24 protein-coding genes are annotated in these 20,181 nt (G+C 64.9%); 16 read left to right on the top strand and 8 right to left on the bottom strand.

Going from position 1 to position 20,181, the window contains the following annotated elements; genetic code table 11:
• The coding region (fnr, locus tag QCE79_RS37435) for a fumarate/nitrate reduction transcriptional regulator Fnr (protein WP_309853685.1) at window positions 1-703 on the top strand (703 nt) is incomplete at its 5' end.
• A gap of 113 nt (window positions 704-816) precedes the next feature.
• Here fnr and QCE79_RS37430 read toward each other — a convergent pair.
• From QCE79_RS37430 to QCE79_RS37405, 6 genes are all read right to left on the bottom strand, one after another.
• Complete coding sequence (locus tag QCE79_RS37430; RefSeq protein WP_309853682.1) at window positions 817-1,119, bottom strand: hypothetical protein; 303 nt, start codon at window positions 1,117-1,119, stop codon at window positions 817-819.
• A gap of 311 nt (window positions 1,120-1,430) precedes the next feature.
• Window positions 1,431-1,703 carry a hypothetical protein gene (locus QCE79_RS37425; RefSeq protein ID WP_309853679.1) on the bottom strand — a complete coding sequence of 91 codons (273 nt, stop codon included), beginning with the start codon at window positions 1,701-1,703 and terminating at the stop codon, window positions 1,431-1,433.
• A gap of 103 nt (window positions 1,704-1,806) precedes the next feature.
• Window positions 1,807-2,649, bottom strand: coding sequence for an ion channel (locus QCE79_RS37420; RefSeq protein WP_309853676.1), 843 nt, complete (start codon window positions 2,647-2,649; stop codon window positions 1,807-1,809).
• A gap of 57 nt (window positions 2,650-2,706) precedes the next feature.
• Window positions 2,707-3,132, bottom strand: a complete 426-nt coding sequence (locus QCE79_RS37415; protein WP_309853673.1) for a universal stress protein — start codon at window positions 3,130-3,132, stop codon at window positions 2,707-2,709.
• Window positions 3,133-3,173: 41 nt separating this feature from the next.
• Window positions 3,174-3,680: a hypothetical protein gene (locus QCE79_RS37410; RefSeq protein WP_309853670.1), complete on the bottom strand. Its 507-nt coding sequence runs from the start codon at window positions 3,678-3,680 to the stop codon at window positions 3,174-3,176.
• Window positions 3,681-3,776: 96 nt separating this feature from the next.
• Complete coding sequence (locus tag QCE79_RS37405; RefSeq protein WP_309853667.1) at window positions 3,777-4,817, bottom strand: zinc-dependent alcohol dehydrogenase family protein; 1,041 nt, start codon at window positions 4,815-4,817, stop codon at window positions 3,777-3,779.
• A 229-nt stretch (window positions 4,818-5,046) separates the two neighbouring features.
• On the opposite strand from QCE79_RS37405, the gene QCE79_RS37400 reads away from it, so the two are divergent.
• The 15 genes from QCE79_RS37400 (at window position 5,047) to QCE79_RS37330 (ending at window position 18,823) form a co-directional block, all read left to right on the top strand.
• Complete coding sequence (locus QCE79_RS37400) at window positions 5,047-5,886, top strand: universal stress protein (RefSeq protein WP_309853664.1); 840 nt, start codon at window positions 5,047-5,049, stop codon at window positions 5,884-5,886.
• Between the two features lie 212 nt (window positions 5,887-6,098).
• Window positions 6,099-6,869: a sensor histidine kinase gene (locus QCE79_RS37395; RefSeq protein WP_309853661.1), complete on the top strand. Its 771-nt coding sequence runs from the start codon at window positions 6,099-6,101 to the stop codon at window positions 6,867-6,869.
• Window positions 6,870-7,075: 206 nt separating this feature from the next.
• Window positions 7,076-8,866: an alpha/beta fold hydrolase gene (locus QCE79_RS37390; RefSeq protein WP_309853658.1), complete on the top strand. Its 1,791-nt coding sequence runs from the start codon at window positions 7,076-7,078 to the stop codon at window positions 8,864-8,866.
• Window positions 8,867-8,876: 10 nt separating this feature from the next.
• Complete coding sequence (locus QCE79_RS37385; RefSeq protein ID WP_309853655.1) at window positions 8,877-10,283, top strand: bifunctional enoyl-CoA hydratase/phosphate acetyltransferase; 1,407 nt, start codon at window positions 8,877-8,879, stop codon at window positions 10,281-10,283.
• Window positions 10,280-11,473 (top strand): acetate/propionate family kinase, encoded by a 1,194-nt coding sequence (locus tag QCE79_RS37380; protein ID WP_309853649.1) that lies wholly within the window; start codon window positions 10,280-10,282, stop codon window positions 11,471-11,473. Before QCE79_RS37385 ends, QCE79_RS37380 begins: the two co-directional genes overlap by 4 nt.
• A gap of 8 nt (window positions 11,474-11,481) precedes the next feature.
• Complete coding sequence (gene fabI / locus QCE79_RS37375) at window positions 11,482-12,243, top strand: enoyl-ACP reductase FabI (RefSeq protein WP_309853689.1); 762 nt, start codon at window positions 11,482-11,484, stop codon at window positions 12,241-12,243.
• 2 nt (window positions 12,244-12,245) lie between these two features.
• Window positions 12,246-13,706: a F0F1 ATP synthase subunit beta gene (gene atpD / locus QCE79_RS37370; protein ID WP_309853645.1), complete on the top strand. Its 1,461-nt coding sequence runs from the start codon at window positions 12,246-12,248 to the stop codon at window positions 13,704-13,706.
• On the top strand, window positions 13,703-14,161 hold the full coding sequence (locus tag QCE79_RS37365; protein WP_309853641.1) for a F0F1 ATP synthase subunit epsilon: 459 nt from the start codon (window positions 13,703-13,705) through the stop codon (window positions 14,159-14,161). The genes atpD and QCE79_RS37365 overlap by 4 nt, the downstream gene beginning before the upstream one ends.
• Entirely contained in the window at window positions 14,158-14,472 is a 315-nt protein-coding gene (locus tag QCE79_RS37360; RefSeq protein ID WP_309853638.1) for an AtpZ/AtpI family protein, read from the top strand. The genes QCE79_RS37365 and QCE79_RS37360 overlap by 4 nt, the downstream gene beginning before the upstream one ends.
• Before the next feature lie 2 nt (window positions 14,473-14,474).
• Window positions 14,475-14,735: an ATP synthase subunit I gene (locus QCE79_RS37355; protein WP_309853636.1), complete on the top strand. Its 261-nt coding sequence runs from the start codon at window positions 14,475-14,477 to the stop codon at window positions 14,733-14,735.
• Window positions 14,732-15,430: a F0F1 ATP synthase subunit A gene (locus tag QCE79_RS37350; protein WP_309853633.1), complete on the top strand. Its 699-nt coding sequence runs from the start codon at window positions 14,732-14,734 to the stop codon at window positions 15,428-15,430. Before QCE79_RS37355 ends, QCE79_RS37350 begins: the two co-directional genes overlap by 4 nt.
• Complete coding sequence (locus QCE79_RS37345) at window positions 15,427-15,675, top strand: F0F1 ATP synthase subunit C (protein WP_309853631.1); 249 nt, start codon at window positions 15,427-15,429, stop codon at window positions 15,673-15,675. Before QCE79_RS37350 ends, QCE79_RS37345 begins: the two co-directional genes overlap by 4 nt.
• Window positions 15,676-15,688: 13 nt before the next feature.
• Window positions 15,689-16,432, top strand: a complete 744-nt coding sequence (locus QCE79_RS37340) for a F0F1 ATP synthase subunit delta (RefSeq protein ID WP_309853628.1) — start codon at window positions 15,689-15,691, stop codon at window positions 16,430-16,432.
• Window positions 16,413-17,942, top strand: a complete 1,530-nt coding sequence (locus QCE79_RS37335; RefSeq protein WP_309853626.1) for a F0F1 ATP synthase subunit alpha — start codon at window positions 16,413-16,415, stop codon at window positions 17,940-17,942. The genes QCE79_RS37340 and QCE79_RS37335 overlap by 20 nt, the downstream gene beginning before the upstream one ends.
• On the top strand, window positions 17,939-18,823 hold the full coding sequence (locus QCE79_RS37330) for a FoF1 ATP synthase subunit gamma (protein ID WP_309853622.1): 885 nt from the start codon (window positions 17,939-17,941) through the stop codon (window positions 18,821-18,823). The genes QCE79_RS37335 and QCE79_RS37330 overlap by 4 nt, the downstream gene beginning before the upstream one ends.
• A gap of 42 nt (window positions 18,824-18,865) precedes the next feature.
• On the opposite strand, the gene QCE79_RS37325 is transcribed toward QCE79_RS37330, so the two are convergent.
• Both QCE79_RS37325 and QCE79_RS37320 read right to left on the bottom strand, forming a co-directional pair.
• Entirely contained in the window at window positions 18,866-19,594 is a 729-nt protein-coding gene (locus QCE79_RS37325) for a Crp/Fnr family transcriptional regulator (protein WP_309853619.1), read from the bottom strand.
• Between the two features lie 295 nt (window positions 19,595-19,889).
• The coding region (locus QCE79_RS37320; RefSeq protein WP_309853616.1) for a hypothetical protein at window positions 19,890-20,181 on the bottom strand (292 nt) is incomplete at its 5' end.

Genomic DNA, 20,181 nt, shown 5'->3' with positions numbered 1-20,181 from the left:
CAGGTCCGCCGCGACACGCAACGGCGTGCGCTGCTCGACCTGTTCGATGCAGCGAATCTGCATGCCGGGCGGGCTCTCGCGCGATGAATACGAGCGGCTCGATGCGATCATCTGCGCGACGCGGACCGTACGGCGCGGCGAAACGCTCTACCGCTGCGGCGACGCATTCCGCAGCCTCTATGCCGTACGCAGCGGCTGCTTCAAGACCGTCGTCATGCATCGCGAAGGCAACGGGCAAGTCACGGGCTTTCACCTGGCGGGCGACGCGCTCGGGCTCGACGGCGTGAGTTCGGACCACTATAGCTGCGACGCCACCGCACTGGAGGAGAGCGTGGTTTGCGTCATTCCGTTCGATCTGCTCGAACGGCTGTGCCGCGAGGTCAGGACCATTCAGCATCACGTACATCGTCTGATGGGCAGCGAAATCGTGCGCGAATCCAGGCTCATGATGCTGCTCGGCACGATGTCGGCGGAACAGCGCGTCGCTGCGTTCCTGCTCAATCTCTCGTCGCGCATGAAGGCGCGCGGCTATTCGCCGGCGCAGTTCGTGCTGCGAATGACGCGCGAGGAAATCGGCAGTTATCTGGGCCTCAAGCTGGAAACGGTGAGCCGGATGTTCTCAAAGCTGCATAAGGCTGGCGTGGTGGACACGCGAGGCAAGGAAGTGCGGATTCTGGATCGCGAGGGGCTCGAACGGGTATGAGCAACGCCTCGGGTTAAAGAGCGGGACTGGCGCACGCGCGGAGCGCTCTTCGTGTGAGCGCCCGGAAGTATGCGCTCTGCGCATCCGGTGACCGACGCGCATCGCTTCGTAGATCATGCGCTGCTTCTCTGCCGAAGAAGGCGCACGGCATGCTCGAACACCTGATGGATCGCCGCGCTCAAATCGGAACTCGAGATACTCCCGGCCGAGACGACGTCGAATTCGCGCGTCACCAGATCGAGCCGGGCATCATAGAGGCAGGTTCCCGACTGGTCGAGATGGGCCTCGATGCTCAAGTGGCAGTTGGCAATGTCTTTCGCGACGCGTTCGAGCCGAACCAGACCGACGCCGGCTTCTCGCTCTATCTCATCCGAGCCGGCAAAACCCAGACAGGCGATCTGCATTCCGAGGCCCATGGTCTTTCTCTCCCTTCCTTCACGGTTCCTGCATACACTGCGAAGCGGGCGTCTGATGCGCTACATGCTTCACCATCGGCGCGTCACCGGCGACTCATCCCCGCGGCGTGCGATCACGCCGCGTCGTCTATCGGACCGTCAGCCGGCGCCAGCACGAAGGCGCGAAACTTCATCTCGATGCTGCGTATCTGGCTCGCGCATCGCGCATATAGCAGGCCCGGCCCGCCATCCATTCCATACATGCCCCGGCACATGCCTTTGAGGCTTATGCGCGCATCGTCACTGCTCGTACCCGACGGCGTGCGTGTCGCCTACAGATAGACGACGCCGGCTTCGAGCGGGCGTCCCGTTTCTATCTCGGCGGCGTTCGCACGGCGGATGCGCGTGGCGGAGTAGCGCGCGACATACTCCCGGGTCCGCTCCCAACGGCGCGAGCATTCGTCCGGGCCGGCGCAATCGATCGCGGCAAATTCCCGCGCCTCGACGAGCGCCGGCTCCGTTTGCCTGAATCGATTCCAGCGGTCATCGGGCGCGCATGCCGCGAGTCCGAGCAGCAATGCTGCGCACAGCGCCGACTTTCTCATCTTGCACTCCGCTCCAGAGGCTTCGTCGATGCCACGACGATACCGGCGCGCGGGCGCTCCGGGTTTGATTTAACTCATCGGAACGCGGTGCCGGCGCGCCGGCTCATCGGGGCGCGCGCCTCGTGGCTTGCTTTGTGGCATCGTGGTTGGTGGCAGCATCCGGGCGAGAGCGCAGTTCACGCAGCGTGCTCAGGTCTTCCCGCATGTCCGCCATCTCCGTCTCGAGGCGCTTGATATCTTTGTGCATGTCCCGCCGAAGCTGCTTTTCTTCGTTGCCGATGAGCAGCGCCGCGATGCTCGCGAAGGTGAGCGACAGCATGCCGTAGCCCAACAGCACGATGAACACGGCGAAGACCCGCGAGGCCGGCGTCGTCGGAGCGATGTCGCCGTAGCCGACGCTCGCGCTGCTTTCGAACGCGAGCCAAAAACCGTCCGCGTATGTCTGCACGCGCGGTTCCAGACAATAGAAGCCGCCGCCCGCAAGCAAGATGAGCACCGCGCCGATCGACAGCAAGATCAACAGGCGATGAGGAACGAACAACGCCCGCAGCGCGAGCACGATACGCAATGCGAGCGCGCCCATGAACACGAGTCTCAGCACCCATCCGCTCGCCGACCAGCGTGCGGCGCTCGCGAAGACGCTCAGTAGCGCGGCCAAGCCGAGGCCCGCGTCCAAGGCATTGCTACGCAGAAACGCCGCGCGATGACGGGTCAGCGCGAGCATGTGACCCATCACGCCGATGCATGCAAGGCCAGCGAATACGTCGAGCCCGCGCGCCCAGAACAGCGCGACGGACGGACCGATGAGTTCGAGGTAGAAAGCTGGAACAAGCAGGAGCTGAGCGGCGAACGGCGGCCAGCGCAGCAGATGCCAGGCGCGCACGGCGGCGGGTGCATCGTGCGTTTCGACGCCGCCCGCGCCCACTTCACGCATCCAGTGTCCCATGTCGCGATAGTCTGGTTTCGAAGCGGTCCGATTTGAATGCCCTGAACGGTCGCCTTGTCATGCCTGAGGACGTGAGCGAATCATAAGCACGGGGCATGTCGAATTTCTCAAGAACGCCTCCGCGACGCTGCCCAGCACCAGCCGCCGAAATCCGGCGCGGCCGTGCGTTCCCATCACGACGAGATCGGCCGACCGTTCCACCGCGCAGCGCTGGAGGCATCGCGCAACCGGATCGGCGTGGCTTTGCGTTTCCAGCAGTTGCGTTTCGCATTCGGTGCCCGCGGCGTGCAAATGCGCCTGCGCGTCGTCGAGCATGCGACGCGCATGGCCGAACACCTCCGAGCGGTAGCGCGCCGGATACGATGAGAGCGCTGCCGCATCCGCCACGAAGACGATGTGCACCCGCGCGTTCGAACACTTCGCAATGTGCGCCGTTTCGTCCAGCGCGCGCTGCGACGATTTACTCCCGTCGAGCGCGACCATGATGTTCCGGTACGTGAAGGCTCTCCTTGGGGGCGTCTCGCTCAGACCACCGACTCCAGATTGTCGATCCGCGCGAGTCTGCGTTCGATCTGCTTAACGAAGGTATCGATGACGCGCCGCTCATCGTCCGCGCGGGGTGTGCCTGTGATCGTGCAGCGCGCGACGGGCTGCTTGCCGACGAACTTCTTCATGTCCGCGAAGACCGTGGCCGCGCCGCACGCGCGTTGTGTGCAGAAGAAAGCCACATGCGGCAGCTTGCGCCGGTTGGCCGCCAGCCACGCGCGCACCGGCGCGCTGACTTTGCCGGCCCACACGGGCGTGCCGATGATGACCACGTCGTAACGCGTCACATTGTGCTGTGGCGGATCGAGGCGCACGCTTCGTCCGAACAGGGTGTCGGCAAGCGAGCGCAGATATCCGGACACGCCCGCGCGATCGGCGGGCTCCGTGATCGCCTCGAAATCGGCGCGCAAACATGCGGCGAGCGTCGTGCCCAGCGAGCGCGTCCTGCCGCTGCGTGAAAAGCAGACCACCAGCACTCTCGACACCTTCGTTCTCCCGGACCGCGTAATTGGCGATCGGCAGAAGGCGGCGCGACTTTCCGTTTGCTCTCGCCTTCTGCCGCGTGCGCCGCCTCGGGCGATTCATGAGACCTCGATCAGGACCTTAAGCGCGTGAGTGTCCGCCGCGTTGCTGAAGGTCGCATACGCATCCAGCACGTCGCCCAGCGAGAAGCGATGCGTGATGAGCCGCTGCGGATCCAGGCGCCCCGCGCGCACCGTCTTGAGCAGCATGGGCGTGCTCACCGTGTCGACCAGCCGCGTGGTGATCGTGACGTTGCGGTCCCACAGCGTTTCGAGATGCAGATCGGCTTTCGCGCCATGCACGCCCACGTTCGCGACGGTCCCGCCTGCCGCGATGATCGACTGGCACAGCTCGAAGGTCGAAGGCACGCCGACCGCTTCCACCGCGCAATCCACGCCCGCGCCATCCGTCAGGCGCAAGACCTCGGCGACAGGTTCCGTCGGTCCGATATCGATGCACGCGGTCGCACCGAAAGTGCGCGCCACTTCAAGACGATGCTTGTCGCGATCGATCATGATGATCTGCGCCGGCGCATAGAACTGCGCGGTGAGCAAGGCGGCAAGACCAATCGGCCCTGCGCCTACGATCGCGACCGTGCTGCCGGGCTGCACGCGGCCATTGAGCACGCCGCATTCGAAGCCCGTCGGAAGAATATCCGACAGCATGGCGAGCGCCTCTTCCTCCACACCGGGCGGGATCGGGTAAAGGCTCGTGTCGGCATGCGGAATGCGAACATACTCGGCCTGCGTGCCGTCGATGCGATTGCCGAGTATCCAGCCGCCCGTCGCGCAATGCGAATACATGCTGCGCCGGCATGCCTCGCACTTGCCGCAAGAGGAGATGCACGAGATCAGCACGTGATCGCCCGGCTTGAATGCGGCAACGGCCGCGCCCACTTCTTCGACGATGCCGACGCCCTCGTGTCCGAGCACGCGGCCGGGCTCGCAGCTCGGCACGTCGCCCTTGAGGATGTGCAGATCGGTGCCGCAGATGGTCGTTCGCGTCACGCGCACGATCGCATCCGTGGCGTTGGCGAGCTTCGGAACGGGGCGCTCGTCGAGCGACTTTTTCCCCGGGCCATGATAGACAAGTGCTTTCATCTTCGAACTCCTCGTGAGCGCATGACGTTGTGTCGACGCGGCCACTGTATGGCCCGGGCCGGCATCGGCGATTGACCTGAGTCAACGGAAGCGGACCACGGCGACGAAGCGCCGCGCCGTTGACCTGCATCAATCGGATCTCCGCGCCACGTCTCTAGACTCATTGGCTGTGAGGATCCGTGCAATCGACGTGTTCACCTGCTTGCCCTTCGGTTCAAGGAGTGACGTGATGAGCTACAAGACCGTTCTCGTGCATCTCGACACCAGCGTGCGTGCGCATCCGAGGCTGGAAACCGCCTTGCAGCTCGCGAGGCGCTTCGACGCACACATCGTCGGACTATTCGCGATCTTCGAACCCGACCCGCGCGCGTTCGAAGTCATGGCGGGGACCGCCGGATACTACGAGCAGCACGCGGCCATGCGGCGCGAAAGGCGCGGCGCGATCGAGCGGCTGTTTCACGCGGAGCTGAAGCGCGCGGGCGTGCCCGGCGAATGGATCGAAACGACCGAGCCTGCGAACGTCGTGGTGCCGCGTCTCGCGCGCTGCGCGGATCTGGTGGTCGTGAGCCAGGACGATCCGGGCGATGCAGAAGCCTACGTCGGCGATCATTTTCCGGAGACACTTATTTTGTCCTCCGGGCGTCCGGTCCTGCTCCTTCCCTACACGGGCTTTTTCGCCGAGCCCAGCCGACGTTCCATGGTCGCCTGGAACGGAAGTCGCGAAGCGGCCCGAGCCGTTCACGACGCAATGCCCCTGCTCAAGACGGCTGAGCGCGTGTCGATTGTCAGCATCGATACGGACCGGGGCGGAGCGCATGGCGAGCGCATTCCCGGCGCGGATATCGCGAAGTCCCTCGCGCGACACGGCGTGAAGGCCGAGATCTCGCCGAGCGTCGGCGCGACCGATGCCTCAGCGGGCGAGTTACTGCTTTCCCGCGCGGCAGACCTGAATGCGGACCTGGTGGTGATGGGCGGCTATGGTCACGCGCGCTGGCAGGAACTCGTGCTCGGCGGCGTCACGCGAACGCTCCTCGCGTCGATGACCGTTCCCGTGCTCATGTCTCACTGAACGGCCGGTTCGCCAATTCGATTGAAGGCGGACGCGGCCGCCTGCATCACGAACGATAGACCGGTCCCTATCGAATGTCCCCCGATACCTGGGGGCCATTTTTGATTTGCGTCAGTGTTTCTTCGAGTTCGTTCCATCCACAATGACCTGCCCGGAGATCCGGCCATTGTGGCCCCGGTTCCCGCTCACGTCGGCGCGCGTCGAGGAAACGAATGAACGACAGGGAAGATTCGATCCATCCAGAGCAGAAGCCGCGAACCCAAGAGCTGGAAAGGTCCGCTCGAGCCGCACGACCGGCGACTTCTATCCAGTCGGCGCGCGAAGACGAACGCAAGCGCATCGCGCGGGAGCTTCATGACGATCTCGGACAGAATCTCACCGCGCTCAAGATGGCGCTTGCCGACCTCGAGAAGCTGCTTCGCGAAAGCGGCATCATCACCGCTCCGTCATCGACGCGCGTCAGAGATATGGAATGCCTCATTGACATGACGGTTGCGTCGCTGCGGCGTATTGCAAGCGGCATGCGTCCCGTTGCCTTCGAGACGCTGGGACTTGCCGCCGCGATCGAAAGACTCGTCGAGGAATTCGTGCAACGGTATGGCATCGAGGTGGATGCCCGCTTCAGCACCGATGACCTCGGCCTCGAACCGAGTGCCGAGGAAAACTTGTTTCATATCGTGCAGGAGGCTTTGACCAACGTCGCACGGCATGCGTGTGCCGGCAAAATTACCATCGATCTGAAACGTGCGGGAAACATCGGCATCCTGCATATTTCCGACAACGGGCGAGGAACAGCGCTTTCCATGCTGGACGGTGGAAGCTCGTTGGGACTAATCGGCATGCGCGAGCGCGCCGATGAAATCGAGGGCACGCTGTCGCTCGACAGCGGGCCGGGCCGCGGTTTCCGCGTGCATCTCACCTTCCCGATTCCACCCACGGAAGATGCGGTCTCCTCGCCGATTTCGCCCCTCGCGCAAAGGTGAGACCCGCCGCGACGATCCGCTTCTCCGCAATCGTTGATTTGCGTCAACGCGGCCATCTTCGCAAGACGCTACATTTCTCCCGCAGCGCAACATAGTGCACGGTGCGCGATGCAAACCGCCATCGGCCGATCTCAAAGAATCGGTCAGAGCACGCACGCGAGCATGGCGAGACCTCTTCAGTATTCCAGAACGACAGGAAGCGACGAATGGATGCCCGTCTCAGTTCCGCCCCGCCGGGGAACGACTTGGTTCACGAAGACACACGGCGCAGCGTGCCCGAAGCACCGTTTCGGGCGCTGGATCATGCGAAGGAAGCGATGATCGCCCGAACGACGGCAGGACTGTCGCCGGCAGCATTGACGCTGGCGCTCGCGGACTGGTCCATCCATCTTGCCGCCGCGCCCGGTAAGCGCATGGAACTGGCCGCGCTCGCCATGCAGAACGCCAGGGGCATCATCGACTATGTGCGAGACGTCGCAGCCGGGCTTTATGTCGCGCCGCTCGTCGACGCCACGCCGGGCGATAACCGCTTCACCGCTCTTGCATGGCAGACGGAACCGTATCGGCTGTGGCAGCAGAGCTTTCTGCTCGCGGAGCAATGGTGGAACACGGCGACCCGTGACGTGCCCGGTACGACGCGTCATCACGAGGATGTCGTCTCGTTCGTCGCGCGCCAATGGCTCGACATCTTCGCGCCGACAAACTTCTCGTTGACGAATCCGGAGGTCTTCGAGCGAGCCGCTTCGACGTTCGGCCTGAGCCTTCTGCAAGGCGCCGGCAACGCGGTGGAAGACGTTCTGCGTCAGGCGGCCGGGCAGCCGCCCGCGGGCGTGGATCAGTTCAAGGTCGGTGTCGATCTGGCCGTCACGCCCGGCAAGGTCGTGTTTCGCAACCATCTGATCGAACTGATTCAGTACAGCCCGGCAACGGCCAAAGTGCTCGGCGAGCCGGTACTGATCGTGCCCGCCTGGATCATGAAGTACTACATTCTCGACCTGTCGCCGCGCAACTCGCTGATCCGCTATCTGGTGGGACAGGGCTACACGGTGTTTTGCATCTCATGGCTCAACGTCGGCGCGCAAGACCGGGACATCGGCCTCGACGACTATCGGCGACTCGGCGTGATGGCCGCGCTCGACAGCATCTCGGCAATCGTGCCGGGGCGGCGTATCCACGCCACGGGCTACTGTTTGGGCGGCACCCTGCTTGCGATCGCCGCCGCGGCGATGGCTGGCGCGGGCGACGAGCGGCTCGCATCGGTCTCGCTGTTCGCCGCGCAAACCGATTTCAGCGAGCCGGGCGAGCTGCAACTTTTCATCGACGACAGCGAAGTCTATTTCCTCGAAAGCATGATGTGGTCGGAGGGTTATCTCACAGCCGGTCAGATGTCCGGGGCCTTCCAGTTGCTGCAGTCGAACGACCTCGTCTGGTCGCGCGTCGTTCACGACTATCTGCTCGGCGTGCGAGCGCCGATGATCGACGTGATGGCATGGAATGCCGACGCCACGCGCATGCCCTATCGCATGCATTCCGAATATTTGCGCAAGCTCTTTCTCGACAACGATCTCGCATGCGGTCGATATCGGGTCGACGGGCGGCCCGTCTCGATCCGCGATATTCGCACGCCGATGTTTGTGGTCGGCACGGAACGCGATCATATCGCGCCGTGGCACTCGGTATTCAAGATCCACAATCTCTCGGATACCGACATCACCTTCGTGCTGACGAGCGGCGGTCACAACGCCGGGATCGTCAGCGAGCCGGGGCATCCCCATCGCCACTTTAGGTTGAAGCACACGGAAGCGGGCGATCTGCGCATGGATCCCGAAGCATGGATGGCGGTCGCTCCGACGCAGGAGGGCTCGTGGTGGCTCGCGTGGACCGACTGGCTCGCTGCGCACTCGGGACCGAAACGCATCGCGCCGCCCGCCATGGGGGAAAGCGACGACGCAACAACGCTCGCCGATGCGCCCGGCACTTATGTCTTCCAGTCCTAGGAGCCATGCCATGAACGACGACATGCTCATGCGCAACCGGACCTTCGACCAGCTCGCGATCGGCGAATCGGCTTCGATCGTGCGCACCGCCGGGCAGAACGACATCGACCTCTTCGCCGCGATGTCGGGCGACGTCAACCCCGCGCACATGGATGCGTCCTTCGCCGCGACTGATCTGTTCGGCCATGTGGTCGTGCACGGCATGTGGACCGGCGCGCTGATTTCCGCGCTGCTCGGCACGCGACTGCCGGGCCCGGGCACCATCTATCTCGATCAGACACTGCAGTTCCGCCATCCGGTCACGCCGGGCGACACCATCACCGCTACCGTGACGGTCACCGAAAAGCGCGCCGAGAAGCGCATCGTGCTGCTGGACACGCGCTGCACGAACCAGAAAGGCGAGGTCGTACTGCTGGGCGTCGCCACGGTGATCGCGCCTGCCGCGCCGATCGCGTGGCCGTCCATGCCGCGCCCGGAAGTGGGCGTGCGCCGGCATGATCGCTATGAAGCGTTCATCCGCGAGGCACGGCAGCGGCCCTCGTTGCGCACTGCAATCGTTCATCCCTGCTCGGCCGATGCCATCGGTGCGGCGCTGGAAGCGCGCGACCAGGGGCTGCTCGATCCCATCCTGATCGGACCGGAAGCCCGGATTCGCGCCATTGCCGATGCCGGGGGCCTCAGTCTCGAAGGCGTGGAGATCGAACCGGTCGAGCACAGCCATGCTGCCGCCGCGCGCGCGGTCGAACTAGGCGCGTCGGGGAAGATCGGCGCATTGATGAAAGGCAGCCTGCATACCGATGAACTGCTCTCGGCCATGGTCGCATCGGGGTCCGGGCTGCGCACGGATCGCAGGATCAGCCACGTCTATGCGATGGACATTCCGGCCTACGCGAAACCGCTGCTGGTCACCGACGCCGCCGTCAACATCGCGCCGACACTCGACCAGAAGCGCGACATCTGCCAGAACGCGATCGACCTGATGCATCTGCTGGGCGTCGAAAAACCGCGCGTCGCCGTCCTCGCGGCGGAAGAGACCGTCAATCCGAGAATGCCCACGACGCTCGACGCGGCCGCGCTTACCGTCATGGCGGCGCGCGGACAGATCACGGGCGCGTGGATGGACGGCCCGCTTGCGTTCGACAACGCGATCAGCGCGGCTGCGGCGCAAGTCAAGGGCATCGACTCTCCCGTCGCGGGACAGGCCGATATTCTGCTGGCGCCCGATCTGGAAGCCGGCAACATTCTGGCCAAGCAACTGGTGTATTTCGCGGGCGCCGATGCAGCGGGCATCGTGCTCGGCGCGCGCCTGCCGATCATTCTCACGAGCCGCGCCGACAGCCTGCGCGTGCGCCTCGCATCCGCTGCGCTCGCGAAACTCGCGTTCGAACGCGCTCAAAGAGGCGCGCGGACATCATGAGTGCGCCGCTTCTGCTGACCTTCAATCCCGGCTCGTCGACGATCAAGATCGGGCTGTTTCGCGTGGCATCCGGCGTGGCGGAGCGAATGGGACAGGCCACGATCGACTTTCGTGAGACGCCGCTGCGCCTGCATCTCACGAAAGACGGCGAGCGCGCCGACATCGCGCTGACTTCGCGCGTCACGGAAGACTTGCACGATGTCCTCGACGAAACGCTCGGCTGGTTCGCCACGCATTTCGCGCTCGACGATCTCGCGTCCGTCGGCCATCGCGTCGTGCATGGAGGCGATCGTTTCACGGGACCGGTCGCGATCGACGACGACGCGCTTGCCGCGATCACCGCGCTGATACCGCTCGCGCCGCTGCATCAGCCGCAAAGCGTGCGGCTGATCCGCGCGATCCGGCATCTGCGGCCGCGCCTTCTGCAGTCGGCCTCGTTCGATACCGCGTTTCACGCGACGCAGACCGACCTCGTGCGCCGCTTCGCGCTTCCTCGCGCGTTGTTCGATGAAGGCATCAAGCGGTACGGCTTTCATGGTCTGTCGTACCGGTTCGTTACGGAGCGGCTGGCGCAGACGTTCCCGCGCCTGGCGCGTGGCAAGGTGATCGCGGTTCATCTGGGCAGCGGCGCGAGCCTCGCGGCTTTCGATGCGGGCATCAGCCGGGACAGCAGCATGGGCTTTTCGACGCTCGACGGCATTCCGATGGCGACGCGCTGCGGCGCGCTGGACGCGGGCGTCGTGCTGCATCTGCTCGAGCAGCGGCGCATGGCCGTGGACGCGGTCGAGTATATGCTGTACCGGCAATCCGGGCTGCTCGGCGTATCGGGCATCAGCGCGGACAGCCGCGAATTGCAGGCGAGCGATCGGCCGGAAGCCCGCGAAGCGCTGGCGCTCTTCGCCTTTCGCATCGCGGGCGAAGCGGCGCGTCTCGCGGCCACGCTCGGCGGTATCGACACTTTCGTGTTCACCGCAGGCATCGGCGAGCATCAGCCGCAGGTGCGCAGTGCCGTGTGCGAGCGGCTCGCGTGGCTCGGCGTCGAACTCGATCCGCAGTCCAATGCCGGCAACGCACGCGTCATCAGCAGCGCGCGCAGCCGGGTGACGGTGCTGGTGATGCCAACCGACGAAGAACAGATCATCGCCGACGAAACCGTGGCCGTTCACCATCGCGAGGAGTCCATCGAATGAATCCGGTTATCGATCTGACAGGCAAGCGCGGGCTCGTGGTCGGCATCGCCAACGAACACAGCATCGCCACCGGCTGCGCCAGAATGTTGCGGGACGCGGGAGCGGAGATCGCCGTGACGTATCTCAACGAGAAGGCGAGGCCCTTCGTCGAACCCGTTGCGCAGGCGCTCGGGGCGTCAATCGTGTTGCCTTGCGACGTCACGGTTTCCGGTCAAATGGAAGCAGTGTTCGAGCACCTGACCCATGACTGGGGTAGGCTCGATTTCCTGCTTCATTCGATCGCCTACGCGAGCGCCGACGCATTGCACGCGAACCTCATCGACTGCCCGGCCGATGGCTTCGCGCTCGCCATGGCGGTGTCATGTCATTCATTCATCCGCATGGCGAAGCTCGCCCTGCCGTTGATGGCCGACGGCGGCAGCCTCATGACCGTGAGCTTTTATGGCGCCGAGCGCGCGGTCGATCACTACAACGTGATGGGTCCGGTGAAGGCGGCGCTCGAATCGAGCGTGCGCTATCTCGCCGCCGACCTGGCCGCGCGCCGCATCCACGTGCACGCGATTTCCGCGGGCGCCGTGAAGACGCGCGCGGCATCCGGCATCGATCATTTCGACGCGCTGCTCGACAACGTTCGCGCGCATACGCCGGCGCAGCACCTCGTCACCATCGACGAGATCGGACGGATCGCCGCGGTGCTGGCAAGCGACGCGGGCATGACGCTGACCGGTTCCACGATCTACGCGGACGCCGGTTTCCACATCACCGCATGACCATGGCTCAAGAACCATCCGATTCCGGCTCGGCGGCAAGCGGTCGCGTGATCGCGGTGCGCGGAGCGGTAATCGACGTCGCCTTCGATACCGCGGCGCTGCCGCTCATCGAAGAGTCGCTTTCGATCGACGCGGATAGCGGGCCGCCCATCATCGCCGAGGTGCAAGCGCACCTGGACGAATGCACGGTGCGTGCGCTCGCGCTGCATTTCACCAATGGCTTGCGGCGCGGCGCGCCGGTTCGCTGCGCGGGCGGCCCGATTCAGGTGCCGGTCGGCGAAGCCGTGCTCGGCCGCCTGATCGACGTCACCGGCACGCCGGGCGATCGCGGCGAGCCCCTCCCCGCCGACGTGCCGCGACGCCCGATCCATCGCCGGCCGCCGCCACTGTCGTCACAGGAGGCGGCCACGCAGATCTTCGCCACCGGCATCAAGATCATCGATCTGCTCACGCCGCTCGCGCAGGGTGGCAAGGCGGCCATGTTCGGCGGCGCGGGCGTCGGCAAGACGGTGCTGGTGATGGAACTGATCCACGCGATGGTCGAGCGCTATCAGGGCATCTCGGTCTTCGCCGGGGTCGGCGAGCGATCGCGCGAGGGCCATGAAATGCTGCTCGACATGCGCGGCTCGGGCGTATTACCGCGCACCGTGCTCGTCTACGGGCAAATGAACGAGCCGCCGGGCGCGCGCTGGCGCGTGCCGCTGACCGCGCTCACGGTCGCCGAATACTTTCGCGACGAGCGCCACCAGAACGTGCTGCTGTTGATGGACAACGTGTTTCGCTTCGTTCAGGCGGGCGCGGAAGTGTCCGGCCTGCTCGGACGGCTGCCGTCGCGGGTCGGTTATCAGCCGACGCTGGCGAGCGAAGTCGCCGCGTTGCAGGAGCGCATCGTGTCGGTCGGAGACGTATCGGTTACCGCGATCGAAGCTGTCTACGTGCCTGCCGACGATTTCACCGACCCCGCCGTGACCACCATCGCCGCGCATGTCGACAGCATGGTCGTGCTGTCGCGTTCGATGGCCGCCGAAGGCATGTACCCGGCGATCGATCCGATCGCGTCGTCGTCGGTGCTGCTCGATCCACTCGTCGTGGGGGAAGCGCATGCCGCGATCGCCATCGAAGTGCGGAGAACCATCGAGCATTATCGCGAGTTGCAGGACGTCATCTCGTTGCTGGGCGTGGACGAATTGGGCGCGGACGACCGCCGCATCGTGGGCCGCGCGCGACGCCTGCAGCGCTTTCTGACGCAGCCGTTCGCGGTCACCGAGGCGTTCACGGGCGTGCCCGGACGCTCGGTCTCGATCGCCGAGACGCTCGCCGGCTGCGAGGCCATCCTGTCCGGCAAGTGCGACACATGGCAGGAAAGTTCGCTCTACATGGTAGGCACGCTGGACGAGGCCCGCGCGCGGGAAGATGCATCGCGCGCAGCGACGCCGGGCGCGGCCGCCGGTGCTGCGCCATGAGCGGATCGCTGCGCCTGACCATCGCCACGCCGGACGCCGTGCTGGCCGACAGCCCCGATGTGGTGGCGCTGCGCGCGGAGGACGAAAGCGGCAGCTTCGGCATCTTGCCCGGCCATGCCGATTTCCTGACCGTGCTCGTCCCCGGCGTGATCCGCTGGCATGGCGCCGATGGCGCGCCGCATTTCTGCGCGGTGGAAGGCGGTGTCCTTCGCGTGTCAGGCGGCCGCGATGTGACGATCGCATGCCGCGGCGGCGTTCAAGGCGATACACTCGCCGCTCTAGAAGCCCGGGTCGAATCCGCGCGCGCGAAGCGCCTCGACGCGGCGCGGCGCGCTCGCGTCGAGCAGACGCGGCTTCATGCGCAGGCGGTTAGACAACTTCTGCGGCATCTTCGCCCGGGCGTGGCGATCGCGTTGCGCGAAGACGCCCGGGAAACGGACCCGAAAGCGCCATGAGTCGCGAGCAAGAACCCGTCGAACCCTCCGATCCGTCCACCGAACCGATGGCGCGCGCGGCCCGTCGAGCCACGGAGCGAGAGCGCGAGGCACGCGAGGAACCCGAGCCTTCGCTCGGCGCGCGCCTCGGTCAGATCGGCATCCTCGGCTGGACGATCGTGATGCCGACGCTCCTCGCGCTCTTGCTCGGCCGTTGGCTCGACCGCCGTTTCGGCACCGGCGTGTTTTTCTCCGCACCGCTTCTGATGATCGGCGCGGCGGCCGGACTGTGGTTCGCATGGAAATGGATGCATCGCCGAACGAGGAGGTGACGATGACCACTCAAATCGCAATCGGTCTGTCCGTCGGCGTGCTGGCCGGACTGATTCATTTCACGGGCTTGCGCTGGAACGTGCGGCTGCTCACGGCAGGGACGCCCGGCATCGCGATCGGGTTGCAGCTCGCGCGTCTCGGCGTGCTGGCGGCGGTGTTCTTCGCTCTGGCGCGGATCGGGCCGTGGGCGCTTCTATCCGGCGCGGCGGGGTTGCTGATCGCGCGGCAAGTGGTGCTTCGTCGGATCGGGGTGTCTTCATGATGCGCTCGCCGCTCGACACGCAAGCGCTGTTTCATCTCGGTCCCGTTCCGGTGTCAGCGCCGGTAGTCACAACGTGGGTCATCATCGTGCTGCTGGGAACGCTTGCCGCCTTGCTCACGCGCCGTCTTGCCCTTGTGCCTTCGAAGGCGCAGACAGTGCTGGAGATGCTGGTCGGAACGGTCGACGATCAGATCCGCGACACGATGCAGGCCGATCCGAACGCCTATCGCTCGCTCGTCGGCACGCTCTTTCTGTTCATCCTGACCGGCAACTGGTCCTCGCTCGTGCCGGGCGTCGAGCCGCCGACGGCGCACATCGAGACCGACGCCGCGCTCGCGGTGATCGTGTTCTGCGCGACGATCTTCTACGGCGTGCGCAGCCGCGGCCTCGCCCGCTATCTCGCGACGTTCGCCGAACCGACGTGGATCATGATTCCGCTCAACGTCGTCGAGCAGATCACGCGCACTTTCTCGCTGGTCGTGCGCCTGTTCGGCAACGTGATGAGCGGCGTGTTCGTCGTCGGCATCGTGCTGTCGCTCGCCGGCTTGCTGGTGCCGATTCCGCTGATGGCGCTCGATCTGCTGACCGGCGCGGTGCAAGCCTACATTTTCACGGTGCTCGCGATGGTGTTCATCGGCGCGGCGCTGGCCGACGCGGCACCCCGATCCACGAATCAACAAGAAGGCACACCATGAACAATCTAATTCAGGTCGTCAGCATCCTCGCCGCCGCGATCGCCGTATCGTTCGGCGCGATCGGTCCGGCGCTCGGCGAAGGGCGCGCCGTCGCGGCCGCGATGGATGCGCTGGCCCGCCAGCCCGAATCGTCCGGCACCATCTCGCGCACGCTGTTCGTGGGCCTCGCGATGATCGAGACGATGGCTATCTACTGCCTCGTGATCGCGCTGCTGGTGCTGTTCGCCAATCCGTTCATCAGATAGGCGCGAGACCCACATGCATATCGACTGGTGGACGCTCGGCCTGCAAACCGTCAATGCGCTCGTCCTGGTCTGGCTGCTCGCACGGTTTCTGTTCAAACCGGTCGCCCGCATGGTCAGCGAACGCCAGCAGGTCGTCGCCTCGCTCATGAACGGAGCCGCTGCAGCGAAGGCAACCGCGGTCGATGCCCAGGCGCAGGCCGCAGCCCAGACGGCGCAACTCGCGCAACATCGCGGAGGGCTGCTCGAAGCCGCCACCGCGGAGGCCGCGTCGCTGAAAGCATCGCTCGAAGCTGCGGCGCACGCCGATGCCGACCGACTGCGGGCCGCCGCCCGGGACGAAATCGACGCGATGCGGCGCGACGCGGCCCGGTCCGACGCCGCGCGCGCTTCGCAACTGGCACTCGACATCGCGGCGCGCCTGCTCGACCGCTTGCCGCCGCAAGCGCGTGTCGAAGGATTCGTCGAGGGTCTCGCCGACGCGCTCGGCCAGTTGCCACAGACCACGCGTGCGCAACTGGATGCCGGCGGCCTTCGGCTCGTCGCCGCACGAGCCTTGAATGACGATGAACTGGCTCACTGCCGCGCGGTGCTCGCGCAAACGCTGGGCCGTGAAGTCACGCTCGAAGCGTCGGTCGATCCGCAAGTGATCGCCGGCCTCGAACTCGAAGCGCCCCATGCGATCGTGCGCAACAGCTTTCGCGCGGACCTTGCGCGCCTTCAAACGGAACTGCCCGGCCATGACACGAACCACGCCTGATCCGGCGGACGACTGGCTCGCGCGCAGCCGCGCGACACTCGCGCAAACCCGCTTCTCGACGCAAGCGCAGACGGTAGGCCGCGTCGAGCATATTGCCGATGGCATCGCGCTCGTGTCGGGTCTGCCGGATGTCCGGCTCAACGAAATGCTGCGCTTCGACGGCGGTCTGCTCGGCTTCGCGCTCACGCTCGACGCCGACACCATCGGCGCCGTGTTGCTGGACGCAAGCGATTCGATTGCCGCCGGCTCGTGCGTTGCCGGCACGGGGCAAGTGATCGAGGTGCCGGTCGGTCCCGGCCTGCTGGGCCGCGTGGTCGATCCGTTGTGCCGGCCGCTCGATCGTGACGAAGCGGTTCCGGCCGCAGCGCGCATGCCGATCGAGCGCCCCGCGCCCGCGATCATCGAACGCGATCTGGTCGCGGAACCAGTGGAGACGGGCATTCTGCTGATCGACGCCCTGTTCGCGATCGGGCGTGGCCAGCGCGAACTGATCATCGGCGACCGGGCCACCGGCAAGACCTCGATCGCCCTCGATGCGATCATCAATCAGAAAGACTCGGACATGATCTGCGTGTACGTGGCGGTCGGCCAGCGGGCGACGGCGGTACAGCGAGCGATCGACGCCGTACGCCAGCATGGCGCGCCCGAACGATGCGTGTTCGTCGTTTCGTCCGCGGCAGCGTCCCCCGGTCTGCAATGGATCGCGCCGTTCACCGGCATGACGATCGCCGAATACTTTCGCGACCGGGGCCAGCACGCGCTCGTCGTCATCGACGATCTGACGAGACACGCCGCCACGCACCGGGAACTTGCGCTGTTGACGCGCGAACCGCCCGGCCGCGAAGCCTATCCCGGCGACATTTTCTATCTGCATGCGAGGCTGCTCGAACGCGCGGCGAAGCTGTCGGAAACGCTGGGCGGCGGCTCGCTCACCGCGCTGCCGATCGCGGAGACGGACGCCGGCAATCTGTCGGCGTATATCCCCACCAATCTGATCTCGATCACCGACGGGCAGATCGTGCTCGACGCCAGTCTGTTCGCGGCAAACCAGCGGCCCGCCGTGGATGTCGGACTAAGCGTGAGCCGAGTCGGCGGCAAGGCGCAGACCGCCGCGCTGCGGGGTGTATCCGGGCGTTTGAGGCTCGATTACTCGCAGTTCCTGGAGCTGGAAATGTTCACGCGCTTCGGCGGTCTCACCGATGCACGCGTCCAGGCCCAGGTGACGCGTGGTGAACGCATCCGCGCGCTGATCACGCAACCCCGTTTCGCGCGCCTTCGACCCGTCGATGAAATCGCTCTGCTCGCCGCCCTCGACGACGGCGTGTTCGACTCACTGCCTGTCGACTCCATTCCGCTCTTGCGCGCGCGGCTTGCCGCGCATCTGAATGCGCATCACAGCGCGACGGTGACGACTGGCGCGCTCGACGAGGCGACGCGCACGGCGCTCGTTGCCGCTGTCCGCGATCTCGCAGCGCAGCTGTCGACGCCTATCGGAGCCATCTCGCCGTGAGCAACAAACTCGGCGAGGTCGAAGCGCGCATTTCGAGCGTTCACGAACTGGAATCCGTCGTCGGCGCCATGCGCGGCATCGCGGCGGCGCGTTCGCAGGAAGCGCGCGGCCGGCTCGACGGCATCCGCGCCTGCGCCGCGATGATCGGCTCGGCCATCGGCGACGCGTTGATGCTCGACGACCGGCCCGCGCATGACGGCCCCACCCCGAACGATGGCGAAAGACATGTGGTCATCGTGATCTGTTCGGAGCAGGGCTTTGTCGGTGCCTTCAACGAACACATGATCGCGGAAGCGGAGCATGTTCCCGGTAGAGAGCCGCCCGATTACTTCGTGATCGGCGGCCGTGGCGCCATGGTTGCCGCAACGCGCGGGCTCTCCGTTGGCTGGTCCGCACCGATGGTCGCCCACGCGGCCGAAGTCGCCGCCCTCGGCAGCCGGATCACCGAAGTGCTGTACGGGCGTCTCGAGAAAGGCTTGGCGAAGCGCGTGACGCTCGTACATGCAGTACCGCAGCCGTCGGCGGGCTTCGATGTCGCGCGCACATCGTTGCTGCCTTTCGACTTCAAGCGCTTTGCCGCGCCTGCGCGCCGCGTGTCGCCGCTCGTCACGCTCCCGCCGTACCGCCTGCTGGCGACGCTTGCGGAGGAGTATGTCTACGCCCAACTGTGCGAAGCGCTCATGCTTTCTTTCGCGGCGGAAAACGAGGCTCGCATGCGCGCGATGATCGCGGCGCGCACCCACGTACGGGATACGCTCGACCAACTGACCGAAGACTTTCGCCGGTTGCGGCAGGAACAGATCACGGCGGGACTCGTCGAATTGGCCGCGGGCGGCTCGAGCGACGGCAGGGCTCGGCTCACGTCCCGTTCGTCACGCTGAGCTCGTCTGCGAAGTGCAGAAGCATTCGTGGTCACACGCGTGTTAATCCTCGATCGCCAGTTTTGCGAGCTGTGCCGGGTCAAGCAACGTGATCAGACGCGGGCCATGACGCCGAATTGCGCCCTGGGCTTCCAGATGATGCAGGGCGCGACTCACCGACTCGACAGACAGTCCCACGTAATCGGCAATATCGTGTCGAGCCATCGGCAAGATGAGTTCGCCAATCCTACGGGTCGGGGGCACGTATGCACGGTCAATCCATAGAAGGAAAGACGCCAGCCGAGCGGCGGCATCGTTCTTACTGATGGTTATGGCATGATGCTGGGAGCGACGCAATTCGTGACATAGCTTACAAAGCAGACCGATATCAAGCCGGGGATTACGCTCGAGGATCGCCTCGAGTGCTTCGACCGGAATTCGATAGGCGACAAGCGGCGTAAGCGCTTGAGCAGTCGAAACGTAGACGCCATTCTCACTAAGACCGATCAGGTCTCTCGGGAACAGGAATGCGGTGATTCTTCGCTCGCCATTCGAAACAAGCTGGTACGTTTCTGCCACGCCGCTGACAACGTTATAGACGAAGCGGGCCTCTCCCCCTTCCGGATAAAGCACGGTATTCCGCCGAATGCTGACAAGCCGCGAAACCTCCATTAATGCTTCCTGCTCCGCAACAGAGAGAAGCTCAACGGCTGATCCGTCGCCATCTCGCCGGAAGGGTGCCGCGAAGATTGAAGGTCGGTACTCGGATTTTTCAGTCTTTTTATCGTCCATAGAGCGTCTTCAGGGAGAGCTCAAGCATCGCCCTTCCTCGTCCAGAATGTTGCCATAGTTTCGCATACGCGCGACGCCTTGGGGAATAACCTACCTCGTACTTTCGAGCGAAGGATTCGCCTATCTCGATCGTTTCCAGTCTTCAAGATCATCAGTCTGCTCTCGCGCATCTCTAAATACGGAGCCGCATGCACGAAGCGGAATGCGTCGCCAAATCCTTGTCGACTACGCACACCTTTCTCAGTAGTTTTCGATGAGAACCGAGAGCAGAGCGGTTTGCCGTAATCGGCAGACTTTATTCAAGATAAGCAGACCCGATCACCCGTTGACTCAAAGCCGCCCATTGCGCAGGAGTAGTGCGCGCCATGACCACTTCCTCGCTGTAATCGCTCAACTCGGCGGCACACCTCTTCGTTTCTGCTTCTGCAAAGCAAGCACTGTTGTCAGAAAGCAGTTGCGCGATTCTCGCCACTGCCAAAACCGCCAACACTTTTTTGCTAGACGCATCATCATGCAGTCCAAAGAAGCTCGCTTCGTAGCGCTCCGTCTCTGCGGCTATCCACGCGTCCGCTGGCATGCAACCACCG

Source organism: Caballeronia sp. LZ003, from assembly GCF_031451465.1.
Classification (GTDB): Bacteria; Pseudomonadota; Gammaproteobacteria; order Burkholderiales; family Burkholderiaceae; genus Caballeronia.
Note: the sequence above shows the minus strand (reverse complement) of the source record. Positions and strands in the feature narration are given on the sequence as shown.

Excerpts from the sequence above, each read along its gene's own strand:
- QCE79_RS37430 (WP_309853682.1), bottom strand. The coding sequence starts at position 1,119 with ATGGGCCTCGGAATGCAGATCGCCTGTCTGGGTTTTGCCGGCTCGGAT.
- QCE79_RS37425 (WP_309853679.1), bottom strand. The coding sequence starts at position 1,703 with ATGAGAAAGTCGGCGCTGTGCGCAGCATTGCTGCTCGGACTCGCGGCA.
- QCE79_RS37420 (WP_309853676.1), bottom strand. The coding sequence starts at position 2,649 with ATGGGACACTGGATGCGTGAAGTGGGCGCGGGCGGCGTCGAAACGCAC.
- QCE79_RS37415 (WP_309853673.1), bottom strand. The coding sequence starts at position 3,132 with ATGGTCGCGCTCGACGGGAGTAAATCGTCGCAGCGCGCGCTGGACGAA.
- QCE79_RS37405 (WP_309853667.1), bottom strand. The coding sequence starts at position 4,817 with ATGAAAGCACTTGTCTATCATGGCCCGGGGAAAAAGTCGCTCGACGAG.
- QCE79_RS37400 (WP_309853664.1), top strand. The coding sequence starts at position 5,047 with ATGAGCTACAAGACCGTTCTCGTGCATCTCGACACCAGCGTGCGTGCG.
- QCE79_RS37395 (WP_309853661.1), top strand. The coding sequence starts at position 6,099 with ATGAACGACAGGGAAGATTCGATCCATCCAGAGCAGAAGCCGCGAACC.
- QCE79_RS37390 (WP_309853658.1), top strand. The coding sequence starts at position 7,076 with ATGGATGCCCGTCTCAGTTCCGCCCCGCCGGGGAACGACTTGGTTCAC.
- QCE79_RS37385 (WP_309853655.1), top strand. The coding sequence starts at position 8,877 with ATGAACGACGACATGCTCATGCGCAACCGGACCTTCGACCAGCTCGCG.
- QCE79_RS37380 (WP_309853649.1), top strand. The coding sequence starts at position 10,280 with ATGAGTGCGCCGCTTCTGCTGACCTTCAATCCCGGCTCGTCGACGATC.
- atpD (WP_309853645.1), top strand. The coding sequence starts at position 12,246 with ATGGCTCAAGAACCATCCGATTCCGGCTCGGCGGCAAGCGGTCGCGTG.
- QCE79_RS37365 (WP_309853641.1), top strand. The coding sequence starts at position 13,703 with ATGAGCGGATCGCTGCGCCTGACCATCGCCACGCCGGACGCCGTGCTG.
- QCE79_RS37360 (WP_309853638.1), top strand. The coding sequence starts at position 14,158 with ATGAGTCGCGAGCAAGAACCCGTCGAACCCTCCGATCCGTCCACCGAA.
- QCE79_RS37355 (WP_309853636.1), top strand. The coding sequence starts at position 14,475 with ATGACCACTCAAATCGCAATCGGTCTGTCCGTCGGCGTGCTGGCCGGA.
- QCE79_RS37350 (WP_309853633.1), top strand. The coding sequence starts at position 14,732 with ATGATGCGCTCGCCGCTCGACACGCAAGCGCTGTTTCATCTCGGTCCC.
- QCE79_RS37345 (WP_309853631.1), top strand. The coding sequence starts at position 15,427 with ATGAACAATCTAATTCAGGTCGTCAGCATCCTCGCCGCCGCGATCGCC.
- QCE79_RS37340 (WP_309853628.1), top strand. The coding sequence starts at position 15,689 with ATGCATATCGACTGGTGGACGCTCGGCCTGCAAACCGTCAATGCGCTC.
- QCE79_RS37335 (WP_309853626.1), top strand. The coding sequence starts at position 16,413 with ATGACACGAACCACGCCTGATCCGGCGGACGACTGGCTCGCGCGCAGC.
- QCE79_RS37325 (WP_309853619.1), bottom strand. The coding sequence starts at position 19,594 with ATGGACGATAAAAAGACTGAAAAATCCGAGTACCGACCTTCAATCTTC.